The 12,286-nt window shown below is 60.8% G+C and carries 12 protein-coding genes; 10 read left to right on the forward strand and 2 right to left on the reverse strand.

The genetic code is table 11. The features are described 5' to 3' along the window. Positions 1–194: 194 nt before the first annotated feature. The 3 genes from SJY32_RS04145 to SJY32_RS04155 all read left to right on the forward strand — a co-directional run bounded on the left by SJY32_RS04145 (position 195) and on the right by SJY32_RS04155 (position 3,985). On the forward strand, positions 195–881 hold the full coding sequence (locus SJY32_RS04145) for a TetR/AcrR family transcriptional regulator (protein ID WP_376871926.1): 687 nt from the start codon (positions 195–197) through the stop codon (positions 879–881). A gap of 83 nt (positions 882–964) precedes the next feature. Next, positions 965–1,399, forward strand: coding sequence for a hypothetical protein (locus SJY32_RS04150; protein WP_376871928.1), 435 nt, complete (start codon positions 965–967; stop codon positions 1,397–1,399). Between the two features lie 18 nt (positions 1,400–1,417). After that, on the forward strand, positions 1,418–3,985 hold the full coding sequence (locus SJY32_RS04155; protein ID WP_376871930.1) for a DUF2339 domain-containing protein: 2,568 nt from the start codon (positions 1,418–1,420) through the stop codon (positions 3,983–3,985). 84 nt (positions 3,986–4,069) lie between these two features. On the opposite strand, the gene SJY32_RS04160 is transcribed toward SJY32_RS04155, so the two are convergent. After that, complete coding sequence (locus tag SJY32_RS04160) at positions 4,070–5,191, reverse strand: polysaccharide biosynthesis/export family protein (RefSeq protein WP_376871932.1); 1,122 nt, start codon at positions 5,189–5,191, stop codon at positions 4,070–4,072. Between the two features lie 100 nt (positions 5,192–5,291). On the opposite strand from SJY32_RS04160, the gene SJY32_RS04165 reads away from it, so the two are divergent. From SJY32_RS04165 to rfbA, 6 genes are all read left to right on the forward strand, one after another. Then, positions 5,292–6,260, forward strand: coding sequence for an NAD-dependent epimerase/dehydratase family protein (locus SJY32_RS04165; RefSeq protein ID WP_376871934.1), 969 nt, complete (start codon positions 5,292–5,294; stop codon positions 6,258–6,260). Between the two features lies 1 nt (position 6,261). After that, on the forward strand, positions 6,262–6,870 hold the full coding sequence (locus SJY32_RS04170) for a sugar transferase (protein WP_376871937.1): 609 nt from the start codon (positions 6,262–6,264) through the stop codon (positions 6,868–6,870). 115 nt (positions 6,871–6,985) lie between these two features. Beyond that, a complete protein-coding gene (rfbC, locus tag SJY32_RS04175) occupies positions 6,986–7,543 on the forward strand; it encodes a dTDP-4-dehydrorhamnose 3,5-epimerase (protein ID WP_376871940.1) in 558 nt (185 codons plus the stop codon). A gap of 3 nt (positions 7,544–7,546) precedes the next feature. Then, positions 7,547–8,593 (forward strand): dTDP-glucose 4,6-dehydratase, encoded by a 1,047-nt coding sequence (gene rfbB / locus SJY32_RS04180; protein WP_376871943.1) that lies wholly within the window; start codon positions 7,547–7,549, stop codon positions 8,591–8,593. A 3-nt stretch (positions 8,594–8,596) separates the two neighbouring features. Further along, complete coding sequence (rfbD, locus tag SJY32_RS04185; protein ID WP_376871946.1) at positions 8,597–9,451, forward strand: dTDP-4-dehydrorhamnose reductase; 855 nt, start codon at positions 8,597–8,599, stop codon at positions 9,449–9,451. After that, on the forward strand, positions 9,451–10,314 hold the full coding sequence (rfbA, locus tag SJY32_RS04190) for a glucose-1-phosphate thymidylyltransferase RfbA (RefSeq protein WP_376871949.1): 864 nt from the start codon (positions 9,451–9,453) through the stop codon (positions 10,312–10,314). The genes rfbD and rfbA overlap by 1 nt, the downstream gene beginning before the upstream one ends. Before the next feature lie 28 nt (positions 10,315–10,342). Here rfbA and SJY32_RS04195 read toward each other — a convergent pair whose 3' ends face one another. Then, complete coding sequence (locus SJY32_RS04195) at positions 10,343–11,275, reverse strand: glycosyltransferase (protein ID WP_376871952.1); 933 nt, start codon at positions 11,273–11,275, stop codon at positions 10,343–10,345. A gap of 171 nt (positions 11,276–11,446) precedes the next feature. Here SJY32_RS04195 and SJY32_RS04200 point away from each other — a divergent pair, with 171 nt between their 5' ends. Beyond that, entirely contained in the window at positions 11,447–12,274 is an 828-nt protein-coding gene (locus SJY32_RS04200; RefSeq protein WP_376871955.1) for a sulfotransferase family protein, read from the forward strand. Positions 12,275–12,286 lie beyond the last annotated feature (12 nt).

Raw genomic sequence — 12,286 nt, forward strand, 5'->3', positions numbered from 1 at the left:
CGGCATGTTTTTGCGTCCTTATGGCAACGGATTTTGCAAAATACATTTTGAAAATCTATTTTTGGCCGGATCGTCCCTTTTTCGTGTCGAGGTTGTATGCGAAATATTGCATCTGAAGGCCTTCGTAACACATGGGGCGACTCTTGCATCCGCACTGATCGTCCCGCATCGCTATCGCTGAGAGGAGATCATCTATGAGCGTCGATCATCGACCCGCTGTCGCCGTGAAGCGCCGCGAGAAGATGCGCTCTCGATTGATCGAATCTGCGGTTCTGGTTGTTGCGTCGAAGGGGATGCCGAATACGGTCATCGACGACATCGTCGCGCAGGCGGGGGTTTCGCGCGGAACATTCTACAATCATTTCTCCGCCGTGCCTGATCTCATGCTCGCCGCACAAGACGAATTGAGCAATGAAATCCTCTATGCGGTCGAGGGGCATGTGCGGCAATATCCGCGCCCGGATATGCGGTTGGCGCTCGGGATTTTTTGCTACATCCAGACAGCGACGGCCTATCCGCTGGTCGGGCATTTCGTCTATTCTCTCGGGGGCATTGGTTTGGCGCGGGGCAATGCAATTTATCAGTTGCTACCCGAGCATCTGAACGCGGGCATTGAGACGGGCGATTTTTGTGATGTGTCGATGCCGATTGCATTTGATCTCTTGGCGTCAACGGTAAGTTCGAGCCTGCTGCGGAGCCTGAGCGGGGAGAAACCCGATTATCGCGGCACCGTTGCGGCGTTGTTGCGCGGGTTCGGCGTAGACCGCGTGCGCGCGCATGAACTTTCGCAGCTTCAAGCGACAAATGTTGTTTTGTGCGAGAACGGGCTTGTCGCGCGCAGCAACGCGATTTGGCAACTGACGCATAAAGCCAAGGCATAACGCGCCCACGGGTTTGCTAAGAGCGGTTGCGTCCGCGCAAGTGTTTGGCCTAGTCTGCGCGCTATTTCTTGCGCAGGTGATCTATGTTTCCCTATCTCTTTTATAATCCTGAAGTTTTTTTGCTTTGTGGGCTCATCGGCGCCTTCTTCATCTCGCGTAAATTCCGACGCTTGAGCGCCCGCGTAGACGCGCTTGAGGCGCAGCTCAAATTGGCACTTATTCAGACGGAAGTCGCCGCCCGCGCGACAGGGCCGGATCAGCCTCCCGAGGCGGCTGTCCTTCCCGCGATGCCTGCGGATGCCCCGTCGACACGCGAGCGGTCTGCGGAAGATCTCTCTTCAGTTGCGCCGCCGTTGGGCGAGCCGCCCAGCGTTGAGACGCCCGCTACTGAGGCGGCGAGTGTTGAGCCACTCGCGCCGCCGGTTCACGCCGCGCCGGAATCGCCGCGCGCGGGTGTGGCCTTTGTGTTTAACCCTGCGATGCTGCGCTCGCTCACCGCTTGGTTGGCGCAAAATTGAACGCTTGCGATTGCGGCAGTGTCTTTGATGCTCGGCGGCCTGTTTATGGTGCAATACGGCATCGAGAACGGGCTTTTGTCTCCGAAGTTACGCGTCTTGGCGACTTTGGCACTGGGGGCGGCCTTGGTTGCGGGGGGCGAGGCGCTACGGCGGCGTCACGGTGACGAAGGGGGCGACGACGCGCGCGACGAGGGGGCAAGCGAGGGTCGCGATGCGCGGGATACAAAACGTGTCCCGCAAGCAACGACGGCGGGCCTGCCTTCAACGCTTTCGGGGGCGGGGCTGGTCATCGCCTTCATCGGCATTTTGTCGGCGCACGCCCTATACGGGTTGATTGGCCCGATGACGGCCTTGGCGGGTTTGGCACTTATTTCCTGCGCGGGATTGGTGATGGGGCTCCTATACGGCGCGGCTCTCTCGGGGATCGGGATCATTGGCGCCTCCATTGCGCCATTCCTCCTCGGTGGCGATAGCACGCGCGTGGGCCCGCTTTACCCCTATTTTGCACTCATCGCGCTCTCGGCGTTGAGCGTGGATAGTTTCAAGCGGCGGGCTTGGATCTCGGCCCTCGGGATCGGCGCGCCGAGCCTTGCAATCGCGATAATCTGGTACGCAGCGCCCCATCCGCAGGGTCTGGCCTTTGCCGCGCTGGCGGTTGCGATTGGGGCGGCGACGATCCCGATGCGCAGTTTGCGACCGGCACCGCATGGGGTCAGCCTGTGCGAACAAGCCTTGCGGCATGGCACTGCCTATTTCCCGACCCGCATTGCAGGGGCAGGCATGGCGCTTGCGAGCCTTGCGGGGGCGGTCTTGGCCGTGCAGGCCCCGACAACCGCGCAGATGTGGCTCGGTCTTGGGATGCTTGTCGTGCTGGCCGCGTTCGCGGGGCTTTGGCTCGCGACAGCGCGGGCCCTGATGGATCTCGCGGTTCCGCCAGTGGTCGGCTTTTTATCCGCGCTGGCGCTGATCCCGTTGCAGGGTCATCTGGATTTGGGCGCCGCGACGGGTGTGGCGATAGGCGAGATGGTCGTCGCGCTATCGGTGCTGGGGGCGCTGTTGTCAGCGATCGCGTTTTGGCGGATGCGGCGCGCGGAGGGGCGCGTTGCGAGCCACGTCGCTAACCACGTCGAGAGCCAAGTTGGGGCGGAGGCGCGCAGCGGCGGCGTGATGCACGTTCGCTTGTTCGCCTTTGAGGCCGCGCTGGTTTTGCCCGCCGCGTTGCTCGTGCTTGCTTTTCTGTGGTCGGATCGCTTCATCCCGATCTATGCAGGTGCCGAGACGCCGCCGCCGACCGCGTTTTGGGGCTTCCCTTGGGCGGTCATTGTTCTTTTGGGCGCCGGTATGATGGTCGCGATGTGCGAGCGTAGCTTGCGGGCGCATCCGCGCGATGCGGGGGCTCTGGCCGCGCGACCCGATGCGATGGGGGCGGGGTATTTTGCGGCGTCGGCGGCGACGCTGATAACGCTCGCGCTCTTCACCCTTCTCACGCAGGCGGCTTTGACGCTGGCGATTTGTGTGTTGGTCGTTGCGGCGGTGGTGCTTTATGCGCGGCTGCCGATGGCGCCAGTGGCATGGGTGTTCCAGCTTGGGGCCGCGTTGATCGGGTACCGGTTGTTGATTGACCCGGGCGTGATTTGGGCGATTGCAGAGGCCAGCGCATTGGACGCTGCGCTCACATATATCGCGCCGGTTTTGGCGTTTGGCGCGATCGTTGTCATGGTGCAAAGCCCAGATCGGCAGGGGCGGGATCGGCAGGGGCGGGATACGCTCGGAGCCAAGTGGCCCTTGATGCGCGCGACTGCGGAATCAGCGCTGATCACGACGGCGGCTGTCGGGGTGATGATTGGTCTTGCGCGGCTGCTGTCTGACGAGCTTGCGAGCCATTGGGGCTTTGGGCTGATCGCGGCGATCTGGGCCCTTTCAACCGCATCACATCTGTATCGCGCGCGGCAGACCACGGGGAAAACACGGGTTTTGCGGTTGATTTTCGCAGGGGTCTCGGGCCTGACCGCGGCGGTTTCGGCGCTCTTCATGGTGGCGATGGTGGTGTTCTTGCTGGAGCCGTCAGGCTTTTTCGGCGGCGATTGGGTGTTGGGGCCGCCGCTGTTTGATAGTCTCGCGCTTGCGCTTCTTCCGCTTGCGTTGGTTCTGGGGGCAACGTCGAGGGTGCTTTATGCGGGGCGCGATGGCCGATTGGCACGCGGGATTGAGCGCGGGTTGATGGGCGCTTGCGTGGCACTTGTTATGCTCTGGGGGTGGTTGGAGATCCGCCGATTGTGGCGCGGCCCTGCGTTGCATGTTGCGCCGGTCGGCGATGGTGAACTCTACACTTACACGGTTGCGCTCTTTGCCGCATCGCTTGGTGTTTTGGGCGTCGCGGTTTGGCGGCGCTCGATCTTGCTGCGCAAGCTTGCAATGCTGGGGGTCGCTTTGACGATTGCGAAGGTGTTCTTGCTGGATATGTCGGGGCTCTCGGGCCTGACGCGGGTCGTTTCGTTCGTCGGGCTTGGTCTCGCGTTGACGGCGCTGGCGTGGGGTAATCGCAAGATCACGGCGATTTGGGACCGCGAGGCACCGTCCTCTTAAAAAACAAAGCGGCTCGCACCTGCGAGCCGCTTTACATCTGTTCGAGAAAGGTGAGCGCCGAGGCGACCGGTGTGAGGCCTGATCTTATTCGATCTGGTTCGAGATACCGATCGACAATCCCAAGAGAGACAGGATCGAACGCGCATCGTTGACAGGGCTTTCGGTTGCCAGAACAACGTCTTGTGGGTTGATCGCGAATTTGCCCGCTGAAAACAGCCCGTCCGCCGTTGTCAGATCGATTGTAAAGACGACGCGTTGATGGCCAGGCCCGATATTGCCCGCGCCGTCGCCCGTGACAACCTGATTGGCCGCGTATTCACGCAAGACAAGTACACCGCCCGGATCGGCGCGCGAGGACGTCAGCCCCCCCGCAAGCGAGACAGCCTCAAGCGCGGAGACACTCTCTTTGGGGAACGGTATGAGGGTCTGTGTGCCGGTCGCGCCCAACGCGATGAATTGACGGGCATCCTTTTCCACGATCAGCTTGTCGCCCGGGCGCAGCGTCGTATCCAAGGAGGGGTTATCGATGAGCCGTTGCATCGATGTGCGATACACCGAACCGCCACGATGCAGGCGCAGTTGCGGGTTCGTTACGCTGCCTTGCACACCACCCGCCATGGAGATCAATCCCAGCACGGTGAGAGACCTGTCTTCCATCGGGAAATTCCCGGGCGCCGAGACGCCGCCGACAAGATCGACCGAATTCTGGCGACCGGGCGAGACGTTCACCTGAACCTGCGGCGAGGAGATCAATGGCTCCAGCTTGGATTGGATCGCTTCCCGCGCGGCCTCGGGCGAGAGGCCTGAGACCTTGATCGCGCCGAGATAGGGGACGAACAACGTGCCTTTTGGCGAAACAACCGAGTTCGCAAGCGGCGTCACCCGTTGACCAGGCCCCGCAAGAAGGCCGTTATCGCTGCTTTCCCAGATCACGAGATCAACCTTATCGCCGGGGGCGATAATCTGGCCGGAGGCCCCGCCCGAGGCTTTAAGCCAATGATCTTCCAGCGTTCCACCCGTCATGGGCCAGTTCGCGATCCTCGGAAGGAAGTCACGCGAGACAGGGTAGGTTGCGAGTTCCGGCGATGTCACTGAAGATTTTGCAAGGACTTCCGATTGCAGCGCAGCGCCGCGCGGCAAGGCGCAAGCGGCAAGCGATAGGCTCATGGCTACAGATGTGGCCAGACGCAAAACAACGCGCGTCATTCAATATCCCCCGTTTCGTCTTCCCGTCGGTTTTGTTAGGGCTCTGGCAGGAGCCGTGCGGTTAGGAACCGCGAGTCACCAACGGGTTATGACTACGGGTATGCTGAGAAACGACTTGGGGCACAAGACACAGTTTGGCGTTGACGCCCAATCGGCGGCGGATCTTTGCCTCGTTTTAGGGGGGTCATCGCGGCTGGCGGGGATGGTGTATCGCGGGGTGCGCGCAGATGATCGCACGCCGTCACCGATGGCCGAAAACTTCATCTGGCAACGGCGCGCGCCAGATGCCGCCATGCCGGAGGCGGTCCTCTTTGACCCGCTCGCGGTTGCAGATGATCCGCAGGCCACGGCGGGCGTGCTTCGTGTTGCGGTCGAGGATGGGGCCCGCAAGATTGGCACGGTCATATGCTTTGCGGGGGTGATTGGCGCGGATGCGGCGGCGTTGGCCGTGAATACCGATCTGGCGATCGCCACTTTAAAAATCGCCCGCACATTGGGCGCGCGGCGTGTCGTCTTGTGCTCCTCGGCGGCGGTTTACGGCGCGCAATCGGGGCCGATGGCAGAGAGCGCGCCACTTGCGCCGATGGCTCCCTACGGTCATGCGAAAGCGCGGATGGAGTATGAGGCGCAGGCATGGCGGGACGCGCATGCGCCGCAGGTCGAGCTTTGTATTCTGAGGATCGGCAATGTCGCGGGGGCGGATGCGCTTTTGGGCGGCGCGGCATCGGGGGGGCCTGTCACGCTGGATGTCTTTGCGGATGGTCACGGCCCCCGACGCAGTTATATCGGGCCGAAGTGCTTTGCGGGCGCGATTGCGCGGCTGGTGCAACTCGCGTCTGTGCCGCCTGTGCTCAACCTGTGCCGACAAGGCCCGGTGGCGATGGATGATTTGCTCGACGCCGCAGGGATTGGCTTTGCGCGGCGCGCGGCGGGCAGCAATGCGATTGCCTGCGTCGAGTTGGACTGTACGCTTTGCGTTGCTTTGGGGCTTGTGCCTGCGCAACCGGCATGTGCACACGATCTGGTGGCGCAGATGCGCGCAGATGGTCGCGCGCAAGAGGAGATCTGATATGCGGTGGCAAAAGCGGGTGTTCGACCTCGTATTAATCGCGATTTTTGGCCTGCCTTTGGTCTTGGTTATGATCCTTGTGATCGGGGTCTTGCTGGTCACGCAGGGACGGCCCTTGTTCTATCCGGCGGAGCGGATGCGCGGTATCGACGAGCCTTTCACGCTTTGGAAATTCCGCACGATGCAGGTCGTGGCGGGGGATAGCGGCGTGTCTGGGGGCGATAAGGCCGCGCGGATCACGCCTGCGGGGCGGATCATGCGGAGGATGCGGTTTGATGAGCTGCCGCAGCTTTGGAATATCTTACGAGGCGATATGAGCTTTGTGGGTCCGCGCCCGCCGTTGCGGGAATATGTTGAGCGGTTCCCCGATCTCTACGCAAAGGTCCTGCGCTCGCCGCCGGGTGTGACGGGGTTGGCGTCTTTGCTCTACCATCGCCATGAGGAGCGGATCTTGAGCGCCTGCGAGACCGCAGAGCAAACCGATGATGCTTATTGCAACCGATGTATCCCGATGAAAGCGAAGCTCGATTTGATCTATCAATCGCGCGCGTCGGTTTGTTGGGATGGCGCAATCGTCTATACCACACTCGCGCGCGTTCTGGGCCGTTAGGCCGCCCGATGATGCGCAGCAGTCCGCCGTAGACCACGGGCGCGCTCTGGCGCGTGGCTGGACAAAATATGGCGGGCTGGTTAAGCAGGCAGGGAAACAAAATAGGCCTGAAGCCATGGAAATTGAAAAAACACCGCTCCAAGATGTGTTGCTGATCACGCCGCGTCGGTTAGGCGATGATCGCGGGTTTTTCTCCGAAAGCTGGAATAAACGCGCGCTGGCGGAAGCAGGCGTGACCTTGCCAGAGTTCGTGCAAGACAACCATTCGATGTCGCGCGAGGTTGGGACCATTCGCGGGCTTCACTTCCAATCGCCTCCGCATGCCCAAGGCAAGCTGGTGCGCTGCGGGCGCGGGGCGTTGTTTGATGTCGCGGTGGATGCGCGGGTGGGGTCGCCCACCTATGGTCAGTGGTTTGGCGCAGAATTGACCTTCGAGAACGCCAAGCAGCTCTGGATTCCGGCAGGGTTCTTGCACGGGTTCGTCACGCGCGAACCTGATACGGAAATCATCTACAAATGCACCGATCATTACGCGCCCGAATGCGATGGCGCGGTGCGGTGGGATAGCTGCGGGATTGAGTGGGGCTATCCGGGTGAACCGGCGCTCTCCAACAAGGATGCGATCGCGCAACCATTTAGCGATTTCAAGTCGCCGTTTACTTTCAAGGGCTAAGGTATGAAACTTCTGATTACTGGCGGGGCGGGTTTCATCGGCTCCGCGGTGGTGCGTCAAGCAATCCGCGACGGCCATGCAGTGGTGAACCTTGATGCGTTGACCTACGCTGCCTGCCTCGAAAACGTGGCTGAGGCGGCGCAGTCGCCTGATTATGCGTTCGAACATGCCGATATTCGCGATCGCGCCGCGTTGGATCGTATCTTCGCGCAGCACAAGCCCGATGCGGTGATGCATCTGGCGGCGGAAAGCCACGTCGACCGCTCGATCGACGGGCCTGCGGATTTTATCGAGACGAATATCAACGGCACGTTCAACATGTTGGAGGCCGCGCGCGCCTATTGGGTCGCGCAAGGCAAGCCCGAGGGCTTCCGCTTCCATCACATCTCGACGGACGAGGTGTTTGGCTCGTTGCCCAATGATCCTGCTGTGATGTTCACAGAGGACACGCCCTATGATCCGCGTTCGCCCTATTCGTCGTCGAAAGCGGCATCGGATCATCTGGTGCGCGCGTGGCATGAAACCTACGGCCTGCCGGTTGTGTTGACCAATTGCTCGAACAACTACGGCCCCTATCATTTCCCCGAAAAGCTTATTCCGGTTGTGATCCTGAACGCATTGGCGGGCAAGCCGTTGCCGATTTATGGCAAGGGCGACAATATCCGCGACTGGCTTTATGTTGAAGATCACGCCGACGCGTTGTTGACGGTTGTTCTCAAAGGGGAGATCGGGCGCAGCTACAATATTGGTGGCGAGAACGAGCGCACCAATCTAGAGCTCGTTCAGACGCTTTGTGCGATTTTGGATGAGAAACGCCCCGCCGCAAAGCCATATGCCGAGCAAATCACATTTGTCACAGACCGTCCGGGCCATGATGCGCGCTACGCGATTGATCCGACACGCATCCGCACAGAGCTCGGCTGGCGTCCCTCGGTGACGGTCGAGGAGGGGCTTGCCAAAACGGTGCAATGGTATCTCGATAACGAAACATGGTGGAAGCCTTTGCTGGAGCGCGCGGGCGTTGGCACGCGACTTGGCACGAAGGGATAAGCAATGATCCTGATTTTCGGGAAAACGGGGCAAGTTGCGCAAGAGCTCGCGCGGGCCTGCGCGGGCATGGAGGCGCAGTTCTTGGGGCGTGATTTGGCGGATCTAACCGATCCTGCCGCTTGTGCCGCGCAGATCACGGCGCGAAAGCCCGCAATGGTCATTAACGCCGCCGCCTACACAGCCGTCGATAAGGCCGAGACCGATGCGCACACAGCGCAAGTCGTCAACGGTGATGCGCCGGCGGCGATGGCGAAGGCGTGTGCCGCGCTTGGCATTCCTTTCGTTCATATCTCGACCGATTACGTCTTTGACGGGTCCGGCACCGCGCCGTTCAAGCCCGACGATGCGACCGGCCCGCTTGGCGTTTACGGCGCGACGAAACGGGCGGGCGAGGAGGCGATCCTCGCATCCGGAGCGCATGCGGCGATCTTGCGCACGTCTTGGGTGTTCTCCGCGCATGGCGGAAATTTCGTGAAAACCATGCTGCGCCTGTCGGAGACGCGCGACACCTTGACCGTCGTGGGCGATCAGATCGGCGGGCCGACATCGGCGGCGTCCATCGCGGCGGCCTGCTTGAAAATCGCGCAAGACCTGCAAGCGGGAGGCAGCACCCGTGGCGTGTATCATTTCTCTGGCGCGCCGGATGTGTCATGGGCCGAATTCGCGCGCGAGATTTTCGCGCAGACAAATCGCACGGTCGCGGTAACGGATATTCCGACATCGGCCTATCCGACGCCTGCAAAACGCCCCGCGAATTCGCGGATGGACTGCGACGATCTGGCCGCTGACTTCGGCGTTCAGCGCCCTGATTGGCGCGCGGATCTTGCAAATGTATTGATCGAATTGGGAGTGAAGTGATGCAGCGCAAAGGAATTATTCTGGCAGGCGGCTCGGGCACGCGTCTCTATCCGATCACGATGGGCATCTCGAAACAGCTCTTGCCGATCTATGACAAGCCCATGATCTACTATCCGATTTCGGTGCTGATGCTCTCGGGGATCCGCGAGATCGCGATCATCACCACGCCCGAAGATCAGAGCCAGTTCCAACGCTTGTTGGGCGATGGCTCGCAATGGGGGGTGAGCTTTACATGGATCATCCAAGAAAGCCCTGACGGGTTGGCGCAGGCCTATCTTCTGGCCAAGGATTTCCTTGCGGGCGCGCCCTCTGCGATGGTGTTGGGCGATAACATTTTCTTCGGGCACCGCCTGACGGATTTGCTGGCGAATGCCGATGCCAAGCCGGAAGGCGGGACGGTCTTTGGCTATCGTGTTGCCGACCCTGAACGCTACGGCGTGGTTGATTTCGATAGCGAAGGGCGCGCGCGCTCGATCATCGAAAAGCCGGAAGTGCCGCCGTCGAATTACGCGGTCACCGGCCTTTACTTCCTCGACGGATCGGCCCCCGAGCGCGCTGCACGTGTCGCGCCGTCGCCGCGTGGCGAGTTGGAGATCACCTCGCTTTTGGAGATGTATCTCAACGACGGGCTTTTGTCGGTCGAGCGGATGGGGCGCGGATATGCGTGGCTTGATACCGGTACGCACGGATCGTTGCTGGATGCCGGTAACTTCGTCCGCACGATGGAAAAGCGCCAAGGCCTTCAAACGGGCTGTCCCGAGGAAATCGCCTTCGAGCAAGGTTGGATTACCCGCGACGAGGTGCAAGAGCTTGCGAAGCGCTACAAGAAAAACGATTACGGCGCGTATCTGGCGCGCCTGTAAAACGTGGCAAACTTTATGGCGGGCGGTTTTATAACTGGCCGCGCCACGCCCCCCAATACAGGGCAAGGCTTTGCACCGCGCTTTGACGGTGCAGCTTGAGTGATCGCAGGGCGCGTACGGCCGCGACGCCTTTCAATCCACGTAGTGATTTAAACTGCTCGATTACCGCGACGGCCTCTTGTGTGAGAGCGGGCCGTGCGGCGTCCAATGCGATCATGTTTTCATCTATCCAGCGCGTAATATCGCGCGAGCCCAGCCAGCGCAGGCGCCTGAGTTTGGCGCGCAGGTCGTGGTTGGTGCCCAGAACATTCGCCCCGTGCTGGCGGTAATCGAGGCGCGGTGTCGGATCGAGGTAGATCTCCGCGCCCGCTGCCGTGAACAGCAAATAGAGCCACCAGTCATGATACGCGGCAAAGGGGGGCGTCGTGTTGGCGCGCAGCAATGCTGCGCCTTGCGCGTTCATCACCGCACCGTGCCCGCCGATGATATTTTGCACCAATGCGTTTTGGAGGCTCGCCCCGCGCGGGCGTGTCGGCCCTTCGCGCAGAAATGTGCCGTCCTGCGCGATGATGTTGACGCGGCACCCATAGAGGGCGGGCCTGCCCGCAGGCGCTGCGGCCAAATAGGTGATGGCGGCGGCGAGTTTTTCGGGGTGCCAGATATCGTCTTGATCGCAAAATGCCAGCATATCGCCCTGCGTCAGGGTCGTGATTTCAGGGTCGGTGACCAGCGTGAGGAAATTTGCGACTGCGCCGCGCTGTGGCCCCGCGCGCCGCAGGACCTGCCCCGCACGATAGCGCGCCGCGAAGGCATCAATCAGGGCGAGGGTGCTGTCGGTTGATCCATCATCAGAGACGATCAATCGCCAGTCGTCATGCGTTTGCGCGGCGATTGAGGCGAGTTGCGCGGGCAGATGCGCCGCGCCGTTGAAGCTCGCCATCAAGATTGTGATCCGCGGCATGACGCCCCCGTTGGCTCTGATGTGGGAGGTCTGATTGTCCTCACGGCACGGTGTGCCGCGTTTGGGGGGAGGCGTCAATCAGGAGCAGGCGGCAAGCGCTTTGTTGATCGGCGCTTAAAACCCCGTTATCACTCATCAAATAGAGTGTTGGATATGCGTTTGGGGTATGGAATGCGGAAACCGGATATTTTGTGCATCGGCGCACAAAAAGCAGGAACGACTTGGTTTCATTCGGTTTTTGGCGCGCGTCCCGATGTATGGGTCCCGCCCTTCAAGGAAATGCACTTCTTCGATCATATTTACGGCGAGGATAGTCACCGCTGGTCGCGCGGGCATATCATGCGGTCAATCAAATCGGCCGTTCGGTATCACGTCGAGAACGAATCCAATCTTTCGATGGATTATCTCGATTATCTCTGCTCGCTCACGCGGGACGATATGTTCACACGGCGCTGGTATGGCCGCATCTGGGAGCGCGCGGGCGAGGATAAGCTCGCGTTGGATGTGACACCGGAATACTCGTGCATTTCGCCCGAGGGGGTTGAGCATTTCAAGCGGATGCTGGGCAAGGCCAAGATCATTTATATCTTGCGCGATCCCGTGAGCCGCGCGGTGTCGCAGATCCGCATGGGGGTCGGGCGGCGCAATACCGTGCCAAAGACGATCGACGACTGGATTGCCGAGATTGAGCGCCCCGAGATTGATAATCGCGGCGATTACAAAACCTACATCCCGCGCTGGCAGGGAGTTTATAAAGAAGACCAGCTCTTGTTCATGCCTTTCAAGCAAATCGCGACCGATCCTGACGGGTTCCTACGCAAGGTTGAAACCTTCCTTGGCCTGCCGCCCGCGATTTATCCGCGCGCGAGCGACCGTGTCCACGGCGGGCAAGGCTTGCCGGTGCCCGATGAGGTCAAGGCGATTTTGCAAAAGCGCTACGCCGCGCAATATGCCTATTTGCAAGACAGTTTCGCGCCGGAGTTCATTGCGCAGATGTAGCTCCGCGCAAAG

Source organism: Albirhodobacter sp. R86504 (genome assembly GCF_042466415.1).
Classification (GTDB): domain Bacteria; phylum Pseudomonadota; class Alphaproteobacteria; order Rhodobacterales; family Rhodobacteraceae; genus Albirhodobacter.

Excerpts from the sequence above, each read along its gene's own strand:
- SJY32_RS04145 (WP_376871926.1), top strand. The coding sequence starts at position 195 with ATGAGCGTCGATCATCGACCCGCTGTCGCCGTGAAGCGCCGCGAGAAG.
- SJY32_RS04150 (WP_376871928.1), top strand. The coding sequence starts at position 965 with ATGTTTCCCTATCTCTTTTATAATCCTGAAGTTTTTTTGCTTTGTGGG.
- SJY32_RS04160 (WP_376871932.1), bottom strand. The coding sequence starts at position 5,191 with ATGACGCGCGTTGTTTTGCGTCTGGCCACATCTGTAGCCATGAGCCTA.
- SJY32_RS04165 (WP_376871934.1), top strand. The coding sequence starts at position 5,292 with ATGCTGAGAAACGACTTGGGGCACAAGACACAGTTTGGCGTTGACGCC.
- SJY32_RS04170 (WP_376871937.1), top strand. The coding sequence starts at position 6,262 with ATGCGGTGGCAAAAGCGGGTGTTCGACCTCGTATTAATCGCGATTTTT.
- rfbC (WP_376871940.1), top strand. The coding sequence starts at position 6,986 with ATGGAAATTGAAAAAACACCGCTCCAAGATGTGTTGCTGATCACGCCG.
- rfbB (WP_376871943.1), top strand. The coding sequence starts at position 7,547 with ATGAAACTTCTGATTACTGGCGGGGCGGGTTTCATCGGCTCCGCGGTG.
- rfbD (WP_376871946.1), top strand. The coding sequence starts at position 8,597 with ATGATCCTGATTTTCGGGAAAACGGGGCAAGTTGCGCAAGAGCTCGCG.
- rfbA (WP_376871949.1), top strand. The coding sequence starts at position 9,451 with ATGCAGCGCAAAGGAATTATTCTGGCAGGCGGCTCGGGCACGCGTCTC.
- SJY32_RS04195 (WP_376871952.1), bottom strand. The coding sequence starts at position 11,275 with ATGCCGCGGATCACAATCTTGATGGCGAGCTTCAACGGCGCGGCGCAT.
- SJY32_RS04200 (WP_376871955.1), top strand. The coding sequence starts at position 11,447 with ATGCGGAAACCGGATATTTTGTGCATCGGCGCACAAAAAGCAGGAACG.